The organism is Maribacter spongiicola, from assembly GCF_004364165.1.
Classification (GTDB): Bacteria; Bacteroidota; Bacteroidia; order Flavobacteriales; family Flavobacteriaceae; genus Maribacter; species Maribacter spongiicola.
Window position 1 is genome coordinate 306535 of sequence record NZ_SOAY01000011.1, and the last position, 21657, is coordinate 328191.

The following is a 21657-nucleotide window of genomic DNA, read 5'->3' on the forward strand; positions in this document are numbered from 1 at the left end:
TAATTATTTTTTTAATACCCATGTATCTTTCGAACCACCACCTTGAGAAGAGTTTACTATTAAATTTCCTCTCTTTAATGCTACTCTAGTTAATCCTCCTTTTAACACAAATTCTTTGTCCTTGCCTAGAACTGTATATGTTCTTAAATCTACATGGCGTTGTTCAAAAGATTCGGTTTCATCAATGTATGTTGGGTGAACACTTAGCGACATAATTGGTTGTGCCACATACTTTCTTGGGTTCTCCTTAATTTCAGCTTTTACTTTTTCAATTTCTGCTTTGGTTAATTTATTACCTATAGAAATGCCATAACCACCTGCCTCATCAACCGGTTTTATAACTAATTCTTGTATATGTTCTAGTACGTATTTCAACTCATCTGGTCTACTACAATGGTAGGTATGAACATTATTGAGTATTGGTTCTTCGTCTAAATAATACTTAATGATTTGCGGCATGTAGGTATACACAGCTTTGTCATCTGCCACACCAGTACCCGGTGCATTGGCTAAAGTTACGTTTCCTTTTTTATAAGCAGCAAACAAACCTGGTACACCAAGGGCTGAGTCTGCCCTAAATTCTAATGGATCTATAAATTGGTCATCTATTCGTCTATAGATGACATCAACTTTTTCAGGACCTTTTATAGTTTTCATATACACAAAATCGTTCTCCACAAATAAATCGCGACCTTCTACCAATTCTACACCCATGGTCTTTGCCAAATACGAATGCTCATAAAATGCAGAGTTATACATACCTGGTGTTATTACAACCACATTAGGTACATCTACACCTTTTGGTTTAACTGATTCAAGTAGCTCTAATAAATTTTCTGCATAATTGGTAACTGAATGGGTTTGGTAGTGATTAAAAACTCCAAATAAGGCTTTTTTGAGTGCCGTACGATTACATATTACATAACTAACACCAGATGGGCACCTAATATTATCTTCTAAAACATAGTATTTACCATCATTATGTTTAATAATATCAATACCAGAAATATGGTTATAAATACCTCCCGGAGGATTTATTCCGTTCATCTGATCTAAGTAGTTGGCAGAAGAAGTTATTAAATCAATGGGAACAATTTTATCTTTTAGTATTTTCTTGTCATGATAAACATCCCATAGAAATAAATTTAAAGCCTTACTTCTTTGTATAGATCCACGCTCTATAATATCCCATTCTTTATGGTCTATAATACGGGGAAATAAATCAAAAGGAAATATTTTTTCTTGTACATCGCTATCACCATACACCTGAAATGTAATTCCTTGATTAAAAAAAGAAGATTTAGCCTTAGAGTTTAAATTGACATAATCACTTATGGTGTGTTCTCCATAAATTTCGAAAAGCTTTTGGTATATTTCTTTTACTTTTCCTTCCTTATCATAAATTTCGTCATACAAATCTGGGTTTCTCTGATAAGAAGAGAATATTTGATTTTCAATGTTGGTCATAGAAATTGTTTTTGTAAAAGGTACATGATAAAAAGCAATAAACAAATGGCATTTTTATAATAATCGTTAGTATTTTTCTTTATTCTGTAATTATTTGATAGCTTTTTTAACAAGTATAGTATTTATAATTTAGTTAGCTACAGCTGTTTTACATTCATTAGTTTTTCTATACTTTTAAGCAAAACTTATAGAAAATGAGAAAGAATTACGTTCTTCTGCTAGGGCTGGTGTTACTGTCCTTTAATATGCTATCAGCACAGTTTAGTGAACAAAAGAAAAATTTTGTCAAGTACGAAGGTCTATACGATTTCTATTATGACGGCGAAACAGATAAAATTTTTTTAGAGGTCGATAATTTAAATGAAGAGTTTTTATATGTATACTCATTAAGCAGTGGTATAGGTAGTAATGATATTGGTTTAGATCGCGGTCAACTAGGTAATGAACAAGTTGTGTTTTTTAAGAAAGCAGGTAATAAGCTTTTGTTGGTTCAGCCTAATATGAAATATAGAGCAATTACCGATAATGAATTAGAGCGAAAATCTGTTGAGCAGGCTTTTGCTAAATCTGTATTGTTCGGTTTCCCTATTGTAGAAGAGAAAGGTGGTATGTATGTTATTGATATCACCGATTTTTTAATGCAAGATGCTCATGGTGTATCATCGCGTCTAAAAAGAGCGGAACAAGGTTCTTATAGTTTAGATAAAACTAAAAGTGCATTTGCTTTAGATAGAACCAAAGCATTCCCTAAAAATGTTGAGTTCGATGTAACCATGACTTTTACAGGTGAGGCAAAAGGAGCTTATATAAGAAGTGTAGCCCCAAATGCTAATTTGGTAACCGTGGCAGAACACCATTCTTTTATTGAGTTGCCAGATGATAAATATGAGAAACGTGTGTTTGATCCTAGATCAGGTTCTTCTCCTTTTAATTATTATGATTACGCAACGCCGGTTGAGTCAAATATTCTAAAGCAATTTATAAGAAGACATCGATTAGAGAAAAAAGACCCTACTGCTAAAGTTAGTGAGGCGGTTGAGCCAATTATTTATTATTTAGATAATGGTACTCCAGAACCTGTACGTTCTGCTCTTTTAGAAGGTGGTCGTTGGTGGAACCAAGCTTTTGAGGCAATTGGTTATAAAGATGCTTTTCAATTAAAAATGTTACCAGATGATGCCGATCCTTTAGATGTGCGTTATAATGTAATACAATGGGTACATCGTTCTACAAGAGGATGGAGCTATGGTAGTAGTATTACCGATCCAAGAACTGGAGAGATAATGAAAGGTCATGTAAGTTTAGGTAGTTTAAGAATTCGTCAAGATTTTTTAATTGCCCAAGCATTAATGAACAAGCCTTTTGCAGAAAGAGATGATAACTACCAACCAATGTTAGAAATGGCCATTGCCCGTATTCGTCAGTTGTCGGCTCATGAAATCGGACATACGCTTGGTTTTGCACATAACTATGCGGCGAGTACTACTGATAAATCATCGGTGATGGATTATCCACATCCGCAGTTTTCATTAATTGACGGTGAAGTTGATTTTGCAAAAGCCTATGAAGAGGGAATAGGGGATTGGGATAAGGTAACAGTGGCTTATTCATATCAAAATTTTAATGAAGGTGAAAATGAGAAAGAAGGTCTGAACAAAATTTTAGATAAAGCCAAAGCTGACGGACTCCGTTATATCACCGATCAAGATGCACGCCCACAAGGTAGCGCACATGTATTGGCTCATTTATGGGATAACGGAACAGATGTGAGTAAAGAATTAGATGATATGTTGAAGCTGCGTAAAGTGGCTATAGCTAATTTTTCTGCGGATAATATTCAAGATGGTACACCATATTCAGTTCTAGAAGATGTATTAGTACCACTTTATTTCTTTCATAGATATCAGACGGAAGGTGTAGCGAAGGTTATAGGCGGATTAGAATATAACTATGCCATAAAAGGAGACGGACAGGAAGTTGTTGCTATTGCAGATAAAGCGATGCAAGAGGAAGCATTAAAGAGTGTTTTAAAAACTTTAGACGCAAATGAAATTGCAATACCTAAAGATAAATTAAGCTTATTTCCGCCACGTGCTTTTGGTACCCCAAGAACTAGAGAATCTATAAAAGGTAAAACAGGAGTTTCTTTTGATGCATTGTCAGCTGTTGAAACTGCTTCTGATATGACGTTAACGTTTTTATTACATCCTGAGAAAGCATCGAGACTTATTCAGCAAAAAGCAATTGCTACCGATAATGTAGGTTTAGATGAGGTTTTGGATAAATTGATTGCAGCGACTATTAATAAGAAGCAGAAAGATGCTTATTTGAGCGAAGCCCAGACAATCATTAATTTTAGAGTTTTATTTCATATTATGAATTTGGCGGGTCATACCAATGTGCATCCGCAGGTAAATGCTATTGCATCACAAAAATTAAAAGAGTTGAGTATTCAATTAGTAAAAGATTCTGGGTCAAATGCAATTAGTGCAGAAATGGTGAAAAGAATTAAAACATTTAACGAGCATCCAGAATTGTTCAAAGTGATACCTTCGCCTAAGATTCCTGATGGTTCGCCTATTGGAATGAGTTGTTTTCATTAATTCAATCTTTATAATTTTTTATGCTAATTAATCTTATCAGTGATACGGTAACAAAACCTACGCCAGGCATGTTAGATGCTATGCTGTCTGCAGCAGTTGGTGACGATGTTTTTAAAGAAGACCCAACGGTAAATGCTTTGGAAGAAAAAGCGGCCAAGCTTTTTGGGATGGAAACTGCGTTATTTTTCCCTAGTGGTACTATGACGAACCAAACTGCAATAAAATTACATACGCAACCAGGCGAACAATTGATTTGCGATAAATATGCTCATATATATAATTATGAGGGTGGCGGAGTCAGTTTTAATAGTGGTGTCTCGTGTAGGCTGGTTGATGGTGATAGAGGTACAATGACTGCTGCTCAGGTTGAGTCGGTTATTAATCCGCCAGATTTTTATCATAGTCCGCTTACCACATTGGTATGTGTAGAGAATACCGCAAATAAAGGTGGTGGTACTTGTTGGGATTTTCAAGAGCTTCAGAAAATAAGAAAAGTCTGCGATGATCATAAATTAGGATATCACTTAGATGGTGCCCGTTTATGGAATGCCATGGTAGAAAAGAATGAAACCGCATTACAATATGGTCAGTTATTTGATACAATAAGTGTTTGTTTAAGTAAAGGTTTGGGTTGCCCAGTAGGGTCTTTGTTGATAGGTACTAAAGAACATATGGATAAGGCGCTGCGAATTCGTAAGATTTTTGGTGGTGGTATGCGCCAGTCAGGTTTTTTGGCGGCTGCTGCAATTTATGCTTTGGATAATCATGTAGAAAGATTGGCAGAAGATCATAAAAAGGCAAAAGAAATAGGAAAAACATTAGCCGCAAAATCTTTTATAAAAAAGGTAGAGCCTATTGAAACCAATATTGTCATTTTTGAGATAGATGAATCTTATATGACCAGTGATCAATTTGTAAATACTTTAAAAGAAAAAGATATTTTAATTATTGGCATGGGTCAAGGTAAATTAAGAATGGTGACCCATTTAGATTATACAGATGACATGCATAATGAATTATTAAGGCTACTAAAATCTATTTAATTGCTAAATCTATACTGTTAGAAATATTCAATATTCCATTTTCCATACCGGCTTCAGAGGAGTAAAGTCCGCTGGAGCCGATTATTTTTCCTTTAGAATTTTTTAATTCCACCAAAAATTTTCCATCGGTATTTGTTCTACGTTCAAAAAATTTACCGTTGGTATTCTTCAACGCTTTTATATCTTTTAAAGTGTTATCTAATTCGTTCTCAGTACTGAACGATACACTCTTTAATAGTGTGTTGCCATTATCAGACTTTAAAATGAACTGATAAAACCCGTCTTTCTTCTTGTCAATTTTAATCATATCATTAAAGATAATTAATATTTTCTCTGCTTTTTAGTGACTTTTTAAATAATGCTGTGTCTAAATTATTGAGGCGTAAGTCTTATTAGTTTCAAATTAGAGTTCAACACGAAGTTGAAATTAATAAATAGAAAACCTCAAATAAACTATTGTAATAACCAATTATTAATTTTAAACACTATCAAAATGAAAAAAGTATTATTTCTAGTAGTTGCATTTTCAGCTTCTTTTGCAATGGCACAAGATTTGCCGTCAAATCCAGAACCTGGTAAATGTTACGTTCGTTGTACAACTCCTGATGTTTACGTTAACGAGTCAACTACAATTACAACAAATCCGTCTTACAAGATTTTAAAAACGATTCCTGCTACATTCAAGACAGTTACAGAACGTGTATTAGTGAGAGAAGAAGAAAAAGTACTTACAGTAGTTCCTGCTAAGTGGGGAACAGAAACTGTAACGTATGTATCTAAAGGAGGTGGAAATTCTTTACAGGTGATCCCTGCTTCTTTTTCTCCTAGCACACAAACACTAGAAATAAAGCCAGCCTATGCGCAATGGGAATTAGGAGTTGCTGCTCCTGATTGTGAGTCAGGTAACCCTGATGATTGTAGATATTGGTGTTATAAAGGATATCCTGCACAATTTGAGACAGTTTCAACTCAAGTTCTTGCAAATGATGCTTCTACTACAAGTTCTCCATTAGGTTCTAAAAATGGATCTTACACTAAATCAGTTCTAATTTCTCCTGCAACTGTTGTTGAGAAAATTATTCCTGCTGAGTACAGAGAGATTACTAAAACTGTATTGGATAAAGATGCTTATACTGTTGAAGAAATAGTACCTGCTAAGACTACTACACTTACTAAAGAAGTTTTAAAAGAAAAAGGTGGTTTAACTACTTGGAAAGAAGTAGAGTGTGCATTAGTTGAGTACCAAGCTTTACCTATTAACTGGGATTCTGGTAGCGCAACATTAACTGCAGAAGCAAGAAACTTAATCGATAATAGATTATTACCGGTATTGGCACAAAACCCTGGTGTTAAAGTTGAATTAGCATCTCATACAGATTCTCAAGGTGGTGCAGCTTCTAACCAAGACCTTTCTGAAAGAAGAGCTAAGGCGGTTGCTGATTACTTAATCACTAAAGGTGTTAACTCTAGTCTTTTAGTTGCTAACGGTTACGGTGAAACTAAATTATTGAACAGATGTAAAGATGGTGTTTCTTGTACTGCAAGAGAGCACGCTGCAAACAGAAGAACTCAATTTAGATTAATTAATAACTAATTATTAAGATACTTAGTAAAGAAGGGCTTACATAACGTAAGCCCTTTTTTTTATGCTTTATATTTAACTGGTTATAATACTGCCAGTAGCTGATTGATGTATGTTATCATTATTGATTGACATAATTAATTTTGTTCACAGGTAGCTAGTACACTCAGATACCGACACACTTTTATCGGGGTTGTGTTTGAAAATGTTTTAAAATCTACTAGAAGAGAATTTTTTGGTTGCTCTACTGATTATTTGAAGTATCTAACTCTTTATAAAGGCTTGTGGCGCTACAATTGCATGCAGTAATGATTTCTTTACTACTCTTGCTGAGGTTATCCGTCTTGTTTTAAAATGCCATTCTTAATGAACGGTTTATAGTTATGGATAATTACAGAAATTTGTAAATATAAAAAGGGCTTACATAACGTAAGCCCTTTGTTTATAATCTGAAATTTCGCTTATTTATTATTCTCTAACAGTTTAAGGTGAGAATCTATTACACCATTCATGCTGTAACCAGATAATTGGTCTAATTCATTTCCTTTTGAATCTAAAACAGTTAACAATGGAAATACTTTTTTCTTATTAAGCTTGGTCAATAATTCTTTATTGTGAACCATTTGCTTTTCTGATATCAAATCTTTATTCCTTGGAACATCTATATATAGAAGAATATAGTTCCTTGATAATTCTTGAAACTCATGTGTTTCGAACAAATCGGTCTTTAGCATTTTACATGGCGGACACCAGTCGCTACCTGTAAAATAAACGAGCACATTTTTATCCTGCTTTTTTGCTCTAGAAATAGCAGAGTCATAATTAGTAAGCCATTTAGAATCATCTACGTTATTTAAATCTGCTTGAGCAGTTGCCAGCAGCGGAATCATAAACAATAATATAAAGTACTTCATAATCAATATTTTATAGGTTAATACAAATAACCTGCCAATCTTACTTAAATAACGAATCCATTCCAGGAATATTGGGCATGCCGTCTTTGGCTACAGCAGCTAATTCTGTTTCGTTAACGTTAGTTGCCTTTTTAATTGCTTTGTTCAAAGTCATAATAAGATAATCTTCTAATTGTTCTTTGTCTTGCAAAAGACTGTCATCTATTACTAGTTTCTTAAGTTCTCTGTTGGCGGTAATGGTAACTGAAATTAGATTGTCGTTAGTTTTTTCTTCCAAGGTTACGGTATCCAATCTTTTTTTAGTTTCCTCAACTTTTTTTTGGGTCTCTTTAAGTTTTCCCATCATGCCCATCATATCTCCAAACATATTCTCATTTTTAAAATTAGATGGTAAAAGTACTAAAAATAGGAGTATTTCAGTTTTTCAAACTAATAAAACGGGGGTCGATTAATTAGTCTTATTTTTGTTGTCCTATTTTATAATGAAGTTTTTATGACTGCTAAGCATCCGCCAAAGGCGAAAAAAATTCCTAAAGAATTAATTATTCATGATGATGTTCGTATAGATAATTATTATTGGCTAAATGATAAGGAGAATAAAGATGTTATCTCTTATTTAGAGGCAGAGAATGCATATTACAATACATTAACAGGGCATACTAAAGAATTTCAAGAAACCTTGTTTCAAGAAATGAAGGGTAGAATTAAAGAAGATGATTCTTCTGTTCCTTATAAGCTAAATGATTACTGGTATAGTACTAGATATGTAATTGGTGGTGAGTACCCAGTGCATTCAAGATTCAAACAAAATTTAGAAGCAGTTGAAGAAATCATGTTCAACTGTAATGATATGGCTAAAGGACATGATTACTTTAGTTTAGGCGGTATCGCTATTAGTCCTGATAATAAATTGGCTGCTTTTGGTGTAGATATTGTTTCTAGAAGGCAATATACTTTACAGATAAAAAATCTTGAAACAGGAGTTATTTTAGACGATAAAATTGAAAATACAACTGGTGGCGGAGTATGGGCAAACGATAATAAAACATTGTTTTATACAAGAAAAGACCCGGTTACCCTTCGTTCAGATAAAATTTACAAGCATAAATTAGGTACGCCTACTTCTGAAGATGTTCTGATTTTTCATGAAAAGGACGATACCTTTAGCACATTTATTTATAGAACAAAATCAAAGAAGTTTTTGGTGATTGGTTCATTTAGTACCATGACTTCTGAATTTCAAACGCTTTCTACGGATAACCCAGATGGGCAGTTTGAAATATTTTCACCTAGAAAAAGAGGTTTGGAGTATACTATTTTTCACTACGAGGATAGTTTCTATATTTTAACGAATATGGATAAGGCATTGAATTTCAAATTAATGCGTTGTTCAGAAGCGAATACAACATCAGATCACTGGCAAGAATTTATTCCGCATCGCGAAGAAGTGCTCTTAGAAGATATTGATATTTTTAAAGAATACTACGTACTTTCTGAACGTGAAAACGGGCTCAATAAAATTAGAATTATTAGGTGGGATGGTCAAGAAGAATACTTTCTACCATTTAATAGTGAAACATATACTGCGTATGTTGGTAGTAACCCTGATTTTGATACCGAGATTTTAAGATACTCTTACAACTCAATGTCAACCCCTAGTTCGGTTATTGATTTTAATATGCGCACTAAGGAAAAAGAAATCAAAAAAGAACAAGAGGTTCTTGGTGGTTTGTTTAGTAAAAATAATTACAAAGAAGAACGTTTGTGGGCAACTGCTAGAGATGGTGAAAAAATACCTATGTCGGTTGTTTATAGAAAAGATACCGTTTTAGATGAGCATACACCTGTTTTGCAATATGCCTATGGATCGTACGGTTCAACTATTGACCCTTATTTTTCTACTGTAAGGTTGAGTTTACTAGACCGAGGTTTTGTATTCGTAATAGCTCATATTAGGGGAGGGGAATACTTAGGGCGTCGTTGGTATGAGACTGGTAAATTGTTGCAGAAGAAAAATACATTCACGGATTTTATTGATTGTTCTAAGTTTTTAATTGAACAAAAAATGACCAGTGCCAATCATTTATATGCCATGGGTGGTTCTGCAGGTGGTCTATTAATGGGCGCGATTATAAATATGCAGCCAGATTTATATAATGGTGTTATAGCAGCAGTACCTTTTGTTGATGTGGTTACGACTATGTTAGATGATTCTATTCCACTTACTACCGGTGAATATGATGAGTGGGGTAATCCAAATGAAAAAGAATTCTATGAATACATGAAATCTTATTCTCCTTATGATAATGTAATTGCGCAAAATTACCCGAATATGTTGGTTACAACAGGTCTACATGACTCTCAAGTACAATATTTTGAGCCTGCAAAGTGGGTAGCAAAATTAAGAGAGTTAAAAACAAATGATCGTGTTTTGCTTATGGATACAAACATGGAAGCAGGTCATGGTGGTGCTTCAGGTAGGTTTGAGTCTTTACGAGAGGTGGCCAAAGAATATGCATTTCTTTTAGATTTAGAAGGAAAAATAGCATAGTGGAAAAAAAATAGTAGATTTGCATCAGAAATTTTAACAAATTTTGTTTATACAATAACTAAACATTGATCCCCCTTATGAAAAATGAGATCAGGGCTTACAACAATATATTAGAGCTAGTAGGTAATACACCACTAGTTAAATTAAATAAGATAGCTGAAAACCTTACAGGTAATTTTTACGCCAAGGTAGAAGCTTTCAATCCGGGTCACTCTTCTAAAGATAGAATTGCGATTCATATTATTGAGCAGGCAGAGAAGGCAGGTTTACTTACCGAAGGCAGCACAATAATAGAAACAACTTCAGGTAATACCGGTTTTAGTATTGCAATGGCAAGTATCATTAAAGGGTACGATTGCATTCTAGCGGTTAGTTCTAAATCATCTCCAGATAAAATAGATATGCTTCGCTCTATGGGCGCAAAGGTATATGTATGTCCGGCACACGTAAGTGCAGATGATCCAAGGTCATACTACGAGGTCGCTAAAAGATTGCATAAAGAAACTAAAGGTTCCATATACATTAATCAGTATTTCAATAAACTGAATATGGAAGCGCATTATACATCTACCGGTCCTGAGATTTGGGAACAAACTGGCGGACAAATAACGCACCTTATCGCTTGCAGTGGAACAGGTGGTACTATATCAGGTACGGCTCGTTTTTTAAAAGAGCAAAACCCTAATATTAAAGTTATCGGTGTTGATGCTTTTGGTTCAGTATTGAAGAAATATCATGAAACAGGAAAATTGGATACTAACGAAATCTATCCGTACAGAATAGAAGGTTTAGGTAAAAATTTAATTCCTGGTGCTACAGATTTTAGCGCTATAGACGAGTTTATAAAAGTTACCGATGCAGAAAGTGCACATACAGCTAGAGAGATTTCTAGAACGGAAGGTATCTTTGCTGGGTATACTAGTGGTGCTGTAATGCAAGCTATTAAGCAATTAGACGAACTAAATACATTTGATAAGGATAGTAATGTAGTTTGTATTTTTCCTGACCATGGATCTCGTTATATGAGTAAAATTTATAGCGACCAGTGGATGGAAGATCAAGGTTTCTTAAATACCGAAACAGTAGAAGAGACACAAGAGATCCAATATATAAAGTAATTCTTATTATAATATTCAATAAAAAAGTGGGTTTATAGCCCACTTTTTTGCATTATAAATAATTTATGAACTTTTATCAAAATTATTTACTTTTGCAGACAGATCCAAATTAAACAATGAAAGACTTATTTGAAAGAATTTTAGCGAATAAAGGCCCTTTAGGTAAATGGGCTTCACAAGCAGAGGGATATTTTGTTTTCCCAAAATTGGAAGGTCCTATTTCTAATAGAATGAAATTTCAGGGTAAAGATGTTATTACCTGGAGTATCAATGACTATTTAGGCTTGGCAAATCTTCCTGAAATTAAAAAGATTGATGGTGAGGCTGCTGCCGAATATGGTGCTGCTTATCCAATGGGAGCTAGGATGATGAGTGGTCATACTGAGTTTCATGAGCAACTAGAGCAAGAATGTGCTGCATTTGTACAAAAAGAAGCTGCCTATTTGTTAAACTTTGGTTATCAGGGTATCATGTCATGTATCGACGCATTGGTAGGTAAAGATGATATTATTGTTTATGATGTAGATTCTCATGCATGTATTATTGATGGTGTACGTCTACACATGGGAAAACGTTTTACATTCAAGCATAATGATATTGAGAGCTTAGAGTTGAACTTGGAACGTGCTACTAAAATGGCAGAACAAACCGGTGGAGGAATTTTAGTTATTTCTGAAGGTGTTTTTGGAATGCGCGGTGAGCAAGGAAAATTAAAAGAAATTGTTGCTCTTAAGAAAAAATTTAATTTCCGCTTATTGGTTGATGATGCGCATGGTTTTGGTACGTTAGGTAAGACTGGTGCTGGAGCAGGTGAGGAGCAGGGTATACAGGACGATATTGATGTTTATTTTGCAACATTTGCGAAATCAATGGCTAGTATTGGTGCTTTCTTAGCAGCAGATCAAGGTATAATTGATTATTTAAAATATAATTTACGATCACAAATGTTCGCTAAATCATTACCAATGGTTTATGTAAAAGGAGCATTAAAGCGATTAGATATGTTACGTACGCAACCAGAGCTTAAAGCTAAACTTTGGGAAAATGTAAATGCGTTGCAAAACGGATTAAAGGAGAAAGGTTTTGATATTGGTTCAACTACTAGTTGTGTTACGCCAGTTTACCTAAATGGTAGTATTCCTGAGGCAATGGCGTTAGTAAAAGATTTACGTGAAAATCATGGTATTTTTTGTTCTATCGTTGTTTACCCGGTTATACCTAAAGGGTTAATTCTTTTACGTTTAATACCAACAGCTTCACATACATTGCAAGATGTAGAAGAGACGTTAACGGCTTTTTCTTCGATTCGTGAGCGTTTAGAAAATGGTACCTATAAAAGATTATCTGCAGCAGTAGCTGCCGCAATGGGAGAATAATATCTTTTTAGTTTATATTAAAAAAGCCCGAAATCATTTGATTTCGGGCTTTTTGCTTTTGTCTTTTTTAGAGAGATTTTCTATAAGTTCTTCTACGTTTGTACACTACTGGGTCAAAATGTTTCCACATTTGCTTGATAGCCAAGTTTTCTTCAAGTTCGGGAGTTCTGTAGCACATATCAATACCTTTTTCATTAAATGTTTTATGGTATTCATTGAATATAACAGCGGTAACACCTTTATTTTGATATTCGGGATCAATGCCTATCAAATAGAAAATAACATCTTTACTCTTCTTTTTAGCTTTTAGCAAATGGAATAATCCGAAGGGGAACAGCTTTCCTTTTGCTTTTTGCAATGCTTCTGAAAATGATGGCATAACGATCGCAAAGGCTATTAACTTGTCATCTTTATCTTTTACAAACTTTATATATTCAGGATTTATAAAGCTGATGTATTTTTTCTTGAAGTATGCTTTCTGTATTTCTGTAATTGGTACAAATGAAGATAGGTTGGCATATGTAGCATTAAAGAGATCGAACATCTCGTCTGCCATAGGCATCACCTCTTTTGTCTTGGTGAAATTTACTTCTTTAAGCCCGTAACGTTTTTTTACTAAGTCATTCAGTCTGGTAAACAAAGCCGGATCTGCATTTTTTGCTGGAAACTTATTTTCCATGTATTCTTTTTCTTTTACAAAGCCCAAGTTTTCGTAATGACTTTGGTAGTAAGAATGATTGTACCAAGTAATCATGGTGCCAATATGATCAAAACCTTCTACTAGAACTCCAACTTTATCTAGATTTGAAAACCCTACGGGACCTTCCATATATTCTAAGTTGTGTTCTTTTCCTATTTCTGCAACTTTCTCTAAAAGTGTTTTTGATACCTCTGGGTCGTCCACAAAATCAAACCAGCCAAAGCGCATTTTTTTTACGTTTTGTTGATTAACTTCAAGGTGATTGATAACTGCTGCTACACGACCCACTATTTTATCTCCGTCTTTAGCTAGAAAGAACCATGCTTCGGCATCTTTAAAAACGGGATTTTTATCTTTATCAAAGCTTTCTAGCTCATCATTGATAATGGGCGGCACCCAATACTTATTGTCTTTATATAGCGAAAACGGAAAGGTTACAAAGCGTTTTAAGTCTTGCTTTGTTTTAGCTTCATGTAGTGTGATCATTGAACTTCTTTAGAAGTGCCAATATTAGTGATATTAATCAACAAATTAAAGCTGTTGAGAGTGAAAAATAGGGATGAGTAGTGGTTCGTTAAAAGTCTATCTCGCCACTCTCTTTCTTTTTCTTCTTTTCAGCTTTCTTTAATTTTTTAAGTTGCTTTTTAGAAGGACCAAGGTCAATGTCTTCTGCGCCACTGCCTTTTTTATTTTTTTCCTTCTTTTTCTTTTTCATTGCCTTCTTATCAATAGCTCCGCCATTCTGATCAGCCTCTTGATCTTCAATTGGTTTAAGTTTATCTTTATGGAAATCCATTCTATATGAACCACCTATCCCAAAGAAAATACGAGTTGGAGTATTTTTTAAACTGGCTCCCATATTAAAATCTAATTGTAGATTTTCTTTTAATAAATGCGCAATACCACCACGGATCAATAAATCTGAATAACGATCACTGTCTATGCCTTGGTGTTCTACAAACACACTCCATTTAGGGTTTCTAAAGGCGTGTGACAATGAAATAGTATAACTTAATTCTGGGTCATCTGTACTAATGCGATCATATGCTGTGTTGGTTATTAAAACGAACCTTGGTGTTAAGCGACTTTGTGTTGCGATCATACCACGGTAAGAAATAGTTGGTTCGCCAATGTAAAATGGGTTGTCTCCTAGCACGAAATTTGCTCCACCATAAATAGAAACGGCAGGCAAAAGGTTTTTAAATTGAAACTTATGATTCGCTCTCCAGCTATATAAATTTGGTTTGTTAGCTTCAGGGTTTTTAAAAGGATCGTAGACTAAAACTTTTAATCCTAATCTATTTCTAGAAAAATCTCTTCGCTTTGCTATTAGGTCAAAATTAAGATAGGTTAGGTTTTGATCTTGAAAAGTACCTTCGTAATTCAGTTCTAATTTTTCGAATAGCAATCCGTATCGTAATGAAATATCGGTTCCCCAAATGTTAGATTCCGTATTCAAAAGTGTATGGTCTTTTTGCTCATAAAACAGTCCCATTTCTGCTTGTACCACATTTTTTCCAACGGCATATGCACTTACAGAAACTCCTGGTCTATTAGAATTTATTACATCCGTGTACTGTGAAATACCTACCAGTGGTAGAAGAAATAATAAGGTTAATACGTATTGATATGATTTAGAGTAGGCAAAAAGACTATTCATGAACACGATTTTATAATTATTTTAATAGTATGATTCTTTATATACAACGTGATAATTGTATTTTTGATATATCTTAAGTAAGAATAAATGGCTTTTTTAAAAACTATATTAATTATTCTTTTGGTGTATTACTTGCTAAAATTTTTGGCAAAGTTATTTGCGCCGAAAATATTGAACTACGCCGCTAAGAAAACCGAATCTCATTTTAGAGAAGCTTTTGAGAACCAACGTCCCATTAACCAAGAGGAAGATGAAAGTGTAATAATCAATAAAAAACCATCTCGAAAAAAGAACGATTCTGAAAAAGTAGGTGAATACATTGATTTTGAAGAGCTAGACTAGTTATCTTTGTCTAAACACTACTTATTTAGCAAATGAAGCAAGGCTTAAAATTCTTTTTCATCCATTTTTTTGTTGTCGTATTTTTTATCATTGCTGCATTAGCTTATTTCAGCCCAGTACTGCAGGGTAAAGTAATGTATCAGCATGATATTGCCCAGTATACGGGTATGGCTAAAGAACAGAACGATTTTAGAAAATCTAATGATCAAGAACCATATTGGACCAACAGTGCTTTTGGCGGTATGCCAACGTATCAATTAGGGGCGAATTATCCATATAATTATATTAAAAAACTAGACCGTTTAATTCGGTTTTTACCAAGACCTGCAGATTACCTGTTCTTATATTTCATAGGTTTTTATATTCTACTTTGTTGTTTGAAAGTAGATTATAGACTAGCAATTGTAGGGGCTTTGGCATTTGGTTTTTCTACATACCTTATTATTATATTGGGAGCAGGGCATAATGCAAAGGCACATGCCGTTGCCTATTTACCTGTTCTTTTAGCAGGTATTGTGCTCGTTTTTAGAAAAAAATATCTTTGGGGTTTTGTTTTGACAGCCTTGGCAATGGCTCTTGAAATTACTGCCAACCACTATCAAATGACCTATTACTTTATGTTACTGGTGCTCATTTTGGGTGTGGTGTATTTGGTGTATGCGATAAGAGATAAACAATTAAAACATTTTTTCACATCTGTTGGTATTTTACTATTTGCTGTTACTCTAGGTATAGCTGCAAATGCTACTGGGTTAATGGCTACAAAAGAGTATGCCGATTGGAGTACACGGGGTAAAAGTGAATTGACCATAAACCCAGATGGATCGACAAAAGAAGATACTGGCGGATTGAGCAAAGCTTATATTACTAACTGGAGTTATGGTATTACAGAATCATTGAACTTATTTGTACCAAGACTTTTTGGTGGCGCAAGTCAAGAGAATTTGGGTGAGAATTCTAAATCTTATAATTATTTAATTGATAAGGGGTTGGCTAGGTCAAGTGCTTTAGATTTCGTAAGCGGTTTACCATTGTATTGGGGTGAACAACCTGGTACATCGGGTCCGGCATATTTAGGTGCGGTTATATTTTTCCTATTTATTTTAGGATTGTTCTTGGTGAAAGGCAAACATAAATGGTGGCTGCTTTTCGGTTCATTGATGTCTTTAGTATTATCGTGGGGTAAAAACTTTAGTGCATTAACTGATTTTATGATCGACTATTTTCCGCTGTATGATAAATTTAGAGCGGTGTCATCTATTCAAATTGTACTAGAACTTTGTGTACCAGTTTTAGCCATTTTAGCTTTGAAGAAATTATTTAAAGATAAAGTTCCGCAAGCGGATAAAATGAAATCTTTGACCATTGCAGCAGTAATTGTTTTGGGCTTAGGCGTTGTTTTATTCATATTCAAAGGTGCATTTCATTTTGTTGGCGCCAATGATGATAGTCTTAGAATGACTGGCTTAGAAGAATTGCCAGAAATGCTTCGTCTGGATCGTAAGAGTGTTTACACGAGCGATTTGTTACGCTCATTAGGTTTTGCATTGGGTACGGCATTTTTAATTTATATGTATTTAAAAGAGAAATTGAAAATGAATTTCTTGATTATTGCAATTGGTATTTTGGTTGTGGTAGATTTGGTTGGGGTTGATTTACGCTATGTAAATAATGACAACTTTGTGTCTAAACGTAAAATGTTGGAGCCTTTTCAAGAAACTACGGCTGATAAGATTATAGCAAAAGATGACGGAGTATTCCGTGTTTTTGATCAAACAGACGGATTTGATTCCGCCAAAACAGCTTATTTCCACCAGAGTATAACGGGTTATCACGCAGCTAAACCTGCCGGTATGCAAGACTTGTTCAATTTTCATGTGTACAATGGTAACTTGTCGGTTTTGAATATGATGAACATTAAATATGTGATCAGGCAAGATCAAGAGGGTAATGCTTTTCCGATCGAAAACCCGAATGCAAATGGTAATGCTTGGTTTATTTCTGAATTACAACCAGTTGCAAATGCCAATGAAGAAATAATGGCATTAGATAGTTTAGATACTAAGAATATTGCTGTTGTAAATACTACTAAGTTTTCTGACATATACCCATTAACGTATCAAGTTGATTCTACGGCTTCAATTGCTTTAATTGATTATGAGCCGAATCATTTAACATACACATCTAAAAATAGCAATGAAGGTGTTGCTGTATTTTCAGAGATGTATTATAAGAATGGATGGAACGCTTATATCGATGGAAAAGAAAGCGATTACTTTAAAGTTGATTACGTATTAAGAGCCCTTAAAATTCCTTCAGGCGAACATAAGGTAGAATTTAAATTTGAACCAGAAGTTGTAGCAACAGGAAGCAAAATCACCTTAGCGAGTACTATTTTATTAGGACTATTTATTGTTGGCGGATTTGGTTTCTCTTTTTGGAGATCTAAAAAAGAAGACGAAGCATAATGAGAAAGGTGCTGGTCATTACTTATTATTGGCCACCTGCTGGCGGACCGGGAGTTCAACGTTGGTTAAAGTTTGTAAAATACTTTAGAGACTTTGGTATTGAACCGGTGCTTTATATTCCTGAGAATCCTCATTACCCGCTGTTAGATGAATCTTTTTTACAGGATACTCCCGATGATTTAAAAATCTATAAACATCCTATAAAAGAGCCATATCGTATTGCGACCATATTTTCTAGTAAGAAAACAAAGCGTATTAGTTCTGGAATTATTCAGACTAAAAATCAGTCTTTTTTAGAGAAAGCTCTTTTGTGGATTAGGGGTAATCTTTTTATACCAGATGCAAGGAAATTTTGGGTAAAACCTTCTGTTAGTTTTTTAAAAGGCGTACTAGAAAAAGAAGGAATAGACACGATAATTACTACCGGACCTCCACACAGTGTGCACCTAATTGGTTACTATTTAAAACATTCCAAACAATTAAACTGGATTGCAGATTTCCGCGATCCATGGACAACCATAGGCTACCATAAAAAACTAAAATTAACATCCTCTGCAGAAAAGAAACATAAGCAGTTAGAGTCTGATGTTTTAAACACTGCCGATAAAATTATAGTTACTAGTGCTACTACAAAACAAGAGTTTCAGCATATTACTAATCAGCCAATAAAAGTCATTACAAACGGTTTTGATGGTGATATATCAACCGAGGTAGAACTTGATACTAAATTCACTATATCTCATATAGGGTCATTGTTAAGTGGTAGAAATCCGTTGAAGCTATGGAAGGTATTGTCTGAATTAATAACAAAAAATTCAAGTTTTAAAGAAGCGCTTTGTATACAGTTTATTGGTGTGGTAAGTGATGAAATTTTGTCTTCAATTGACGAAATGGGCTTGAAAGATTATATTCAGATTTTAGGTTATGTTTCTCATGAAAAGGCAATTACCTATCAAAAATCATCTCAGGTTTTGTTATTGGTAGAAATAGATTCGCAAGAAACTGTCGGTATTATACCTGGTAAATTATTTGAATATATGGCGGCAAAACGCCCCATAATAGGTGTTGGACCAAAAAATTGGGAAGTTGGTGAAATTGTAGCACAAACGAAAACTGGATATATTTTTGAGCATTCTGATGACATTACTTTGAAAAACGTACTTTTAAATTGGTTTGAGCAGTTTCAAAATAACGAGTTACAGATTTCTTCTAATACCATTGAGAAGTATAGTAGAAGAGAACTCACTAGAAAATTAGTTGAATATATTTAATGGGCATTGTACTTAAACAATCGTTGAACAATACTATTGTAACCTATGTTGGTTTTGCAATAGGTGCTATCAATACCTTGTTTTTGTACACAAATTTTATGCAACCAGATAACTACGGACTTATACAGGTAATCTTATCGGTCTCTGCTGTTTTAATGCCTGTTTTAGCATTTGGTGTGCCAAACAGTTTGGTTAAATTTTACTCTAGTTTTAAAAGTGAAGATAGCCAAAATTCGTTTTTGACCCTTATGTTGCTTCTTCCTTTAGCATTCATTATTCCTATTGCAGCTCTTAGTTATGTAGCCAATGAAGCCATTGGAAATTTGCTTTCAAAACAAAACGATATCGTACGTGACTATGTGTGGCATATTTTTCTAATCGGTTTTGCTATGGCATATTTTGAAGTCTTTTATGCTTGGGCGCGTATAAAGATGAAATCTATGTTCGGCAATTTTATGAAAGAATTGTTCTGCAGAATAGGACAAACTGCATTGTTGATTTTGCTATGGATGAAGATTATTGATATTGAATTCTTTATTAATTCATTGGTCGGGTTTTATTTAATTCGAGCCCTTATCATGAAATTTTACGCTTATAAAATTCGCAAACCTATATTGAATTTCACCTTACCAAAAAATTGGAAGACTATAGTAAATTATAGTGGGTTGATTATTCTTGGTGGTTCTACGGCTATTGTGCTTATGGAGGTTGATAAGGTAATGTTGAATAATTTTTTAGAACTTGAGAATGTGGCGTTTTATGCTGTTGCTGGTTTTATTGCTTCAACCATTGCAGTGCCATCGAGAGCTATGCATCAAATTACATATCCATTAACGGCTAACTATTTAAATGATAATGATAAACCAGCATTAGCACAGTTGTATCAAAAAAGTTCGTTGACGCTTTTTATTGTTTCTGGTATTTTGTTTCTATTGATTTTACTTAATTTAAATGAGCTATATGAATTATTACCCAAAAAATATTCTGGCGGGTTCATGATTGTGTTTTGGGTAGGTCTTGCAAAAGTATATGATGCTCTTCTTGGGAACAATAATTCAATATTGTTCAATTCTGATTACTACCGCTCTATTTTGTTTTTTGGTGTGCTGTTGGCTTTTTTGGCTATTGCGTTTAATCTCTGGCTAATTCCAACCTACGGTATTGACGGTGCCGCTATTGCTAGTTTTAGTGCATTTTTCATCTATAATACCTTAAAAATTGGCTATGTAAAATCGAAATTTAAAATAATTCCGTTTACAAAAGAGACGCTTCAAGTATTATTGTTATTGATAAGTATTGCAGCTATTTTTTCTATAGTTTCATTTCCCTTTCACCCAATTCTAAACATCATTTTAAAAAGTATATTGATGATTGTCTGTTATGTGGGTGTGCTATATCGTTTTAAAATATCTGAAGATGTATATGGCTTTTTAAGCAAGTTCTTAAAACGCTAATTACATTTTGCTTGCAGCTTGTTTATTTGGTTTCTGAATACCATATTGCTGTTTATACATTTTTACGATAATTAGAAATAGATTGATAATTAACGGACCAAAAATGAGTCCAACAAATCCAAATAACGGTATACCAATTAAAACGCCTATTAAGGTAACCAACGGGTGAGTGCTATCTAATTTTTTAAGTACAAATAATCGGATAACATTATCGGTCATACCTACAACTAAAATGCCGTAAAGTAGAATTCCCCAAGCTTGAAAGTCATCTCCGCTGGCTAGACTCAATACAAACACCGGAAAAATACCAATAAACGTGCCTATAAACGGAATCATAGATCCAACGGTTACAATTACAAACCAAAATAAGGGATTTTCTACACCGAATACGAAAAACCCGATTAACGCTATAATACCTTGAGCGATAGCTACTAATGGTATTGCTATGGCATTTGAACGTACCACGCTATCAATTTCTTTACCTAGAGTAATTAAATTCTTATTGCTTAAGGGAATGTATTCTAAAAGAGATTCTTTTAATTGTTTCGGACTTTTTAGCATGTAATAAAGCAGAAATAATAAAATACCTAGAGAAATTAATATATTAAATGTGCCGCTTGCAAAACCTGAAAGATTTTCTGTTAACCAACCCGATGCTTGTTCTGGATCGATGGCAGAAGAAATATCATATTGAACATACTTTTCTAATTGAAATAATTGCTGTTTAAAGGCTTTAGTAACTTGTTCAGATTTATCCGCGAAATCTGCCAATTGCGAACTTAGCATAAAACCAGCGCCGGTTAAGGGAATAAAAATACCTATGAATGAAGCTAAAATTAGAAGCATCGCCGCCCATGATCTTTTTAATCCTTTATTAATTAATTTGAGCATCCATTTTCTAAGTACAACATAAAGGGTAAGTGCCCCCAGTACACCAGATATGTAAGGCAGCATATACTTTATAATGAGTCCGCCTAGAAAAACTATCAATGATAGTATAATAAGCTGTCTAAGAATTTTATGGTTGATTTTTTTCATGATGTTCGTTTGAAAGTAGATTGATTGCCGGTCGAAAATTAAGATTATACGCTAAGGTTCATTAACTCAC

17 protein-coding genes are annotated in these 21657 nt (G+C 34.1%); 10 read left to right on the forward strand and 7 right to left on the reverse strand.

Annotation, left to right across the window (positions count from 1 at the left end; translation table 11 throughout):
• Positions 1–3 precede the first annotated feature (3 nt).
• Entirely contained in the window at positions 4–1467 is a 1464-nt protein-coding gene (locus CLV90_RS09515; protein WP_133687253.1) for a circularly permuted type 2 ATP-grasp protein, read from the reverse strand.
• Positions 1468–1661: 194 nt separating this feature from the next.
• Here CLV90_RS09515 and CLV90_RS09520 point away from each other — a divergent pair, with 194 nt between their 5' ends.
• Together CLV90_RS09520 and CLV90_RS09525 are read left to right on the forward strand one after the other, a co-directional pair.
• A complete protein-coding gene (locus CLV90_RS09520) occupies positions 1662–4070 on the forward strand; it encodes a zinc-dependent metalloprotease (RefSeq protein ID WP_133687254.1) in 2409 nt (802 codons plus the stop codon).
• A gap of 20 nt (positions 4071–4090) precedes the next feature.
• Positions 4091–5113 (forward strand): threonine aldolase family protein, encoded by a 1023-nt coding sequence (locus tag CLV90_RS09525; protein WP_133687255.1) that lies wholly within the window; start codon positions 4091–4093, stop codon positions 5111–5113.
• Here the strand turns inward: CLV90_RS09525 and CLV90_RS09530 are convergent.
• Positions 5106–5420: a YegP family protein gene (locus CLV90_RS09530; RefSeq protein WP_133687256.1), complete on the reverse strand. Its 315-nt coding sequence runs from the start codon at positions 5418–5420 to the stop codon at positions 5106–5108. The genes CLV90_RS09525 and CLV90_RS09530 overlap by 8 nt on opposite strands.
• Positions 5421–5606: 186 nt before the next feature.
• Between CLV90_RS09530 and CLV90_RS09535 the strand changes: the two genes are divergently transcribed.
• Positions 5607–6707 carry an OmpA family protein gene (locus tag CLV90_RS09535; RefSeq protein ID WP_133687257.1) on the forward strand — a complete coding sequence of 367 codons (1101 nt, stop codon included), beginning with the start codon at positions 5607–5609 and terminating at the stop codon, positions 6705–6707.
• A 449-nt stretch (positions 6708–7156) separates the two neighbouring features.
• On the opposite strand, the gene CLV90_RS09540 is transcribed toward CLV90_RS09535, so the two are convergent.
• On the reverse strand, positions 7157–7609 hold the full coding sequence (locus CLV90_RS09540; protein ID WP_133687258.1) for a thioredoxin family protein: 453 nt from the start codon (positions 7607–7609) through the stop codon (positions 7157–7159).
• Positions 7610–7649: 40 nt separating this feature from the next.
• Entirely contained in the window at positions 7650–7976 is a 327-nt protein-coding gene (locus CLV90_RS09545; protein WP_133687259.1) for a YbaB/EbfC family nucleoid-associated protein, read from the reverse strand.
• Positions 7977–8102: 126 nt separating this feature from the next.
• Here CLV90_RS09545 and CLV90_RS09550 point away from each other — a divergent pair, with 126 nt between their 5' ends.
• The 3 genes from CLV90_RS09550 (at position 8103) to CLV90_RS09560 (ending at position 12654) form a co-directional block, all read left to right on the forward strand.
• The gene (locus CLV90_RS09550) at positions 8103–10160 is read left to right on the forward strand and encodes a S9 family peptidase (protein ID WP_133687260.1); all 2058 of its coding nucleotides are present in this window, start codon (positions 8103–8105) and stop codon (positions 10158–10160) included.
• Positions 10161–10237: 77 nt separating this feature from the next.
• Positions 10238–11278: a PLP-dependent cysteine synthase family protein gene (locus tag CLV90_RS09555; RefSeq protein WP_133687261.1), complete on the forward strand. Its 1041-nt coding sequence runs from the start codon at positions 10238–10240 to the stop codon at positions 11276–11278.
• Between the two features lie 116 nt (positions 11279–11394).
• Positions 11395–12654 (forward strand): aminotransferase class I/II-fold pyridoxal phosphate-dependent enzyme, encoded by a 1260-nt coding sequence (locus CLV90_RS09560; protein WP_133687262.1) that lies wholly within the window; start codon positions 11395–11397, stop codon positions 12652–12654.
• Between the two features lie 67 nt (positions 12655–12721).
• On the opposite strand, the gene CLV90_RS09565 is transcribed toward CLV90_RS09560, so the two are convergent.
• Positions 12722–13840, reverse strand: a complete 1119-nt coding sequence (locus CLV90_RS09565) for a GTP cyclohydrolase (protein ID WP_133687263.1) — start codon at positions 13838–13840, stop codon at positions 12722–12724.
• Positions 13841–13928: 88 nt separating this feature from the next.
• A complete protein-coding gene (locus CLV90_RS09570; RefSeq protein ID WP_133687264.1) occupies positions 13929–15014 on the reverse strand; it encodes a transporter in 1086 nt (361 codons plus the stop codon).
• An 87-nt stretch (positions 15015–15101) separates the two neighbouring features.
• Between CLV90_RS09570 and CLV90_RS09575 the strand changes: the two genes are divergently transcribed.
• From CLV90_RS09575 to CLV90_RS09590, 4 genes are read left to right on the forward strand one after another with little or no spacing between them, the layout of a single operon-like run.
• Positions 15102–15356, forward strand: a complete 255-nt coding sequence (locus CLV90_RS09575) for a DUF4834 domain-containing protein (RefSeq protein ID WP_133687265.1) — start codon at positions 15102–15104, stop codon at positions 15354–15356.
• Between the two features lie 32 nt (positions 15357–15388).
• Positions 15389–17824, forward strand: a complete 2436-nt coding sequence (locus tag CLV90_RS09580) for a YfhO family protein (RefSeq protein ID WP_133687266.1) — start codon at positions 15389–15391, stop codon at positions 17822–17824.
• Positions 17824–19095 (forward strand): glycosyltransferase family 4 protein, encoded by a 1272-nt coding sequence (locus tag CLV90_RS09585; protein WP_133687267.1) that lies wholly within the window; start codon positions 17824–17826, stop codon positions 19093–19095. The genes CLV90_RS09580 and CLV90_RS09585 overlap by 1 nt, the downstream gene beginning before the upstream one ends.
• On the forward strand, positions 19095–20549 hold the full coding sequence (locus CLV90_RS09590) for an oligosaccharide flippase family protein (protein WP_133687268.1): 1455 nt from the start codon (positions 19095–19097) through the stop codon (positions 20547–20549). Before CLV90_RS09585 ends, CLV90_RS09590 begins: the two co-directional genes overlap by 1 nt.
• On the opposite strand, the gene CLV90_RS09595 is transcribed toward CLV90_RS09590, so the two are convergent.
• Positions 20550–21587, reverse strand: coding sequence for an AI-2E family transporter (locus CLV90_RS09595; protein ID WP_133687269.1), 1038 nt, complete (start codon positions 21585–21587; stop codon positions 20550–20552).
• Positions 21588–21657 lie beyond the last annotated feature (70 nt).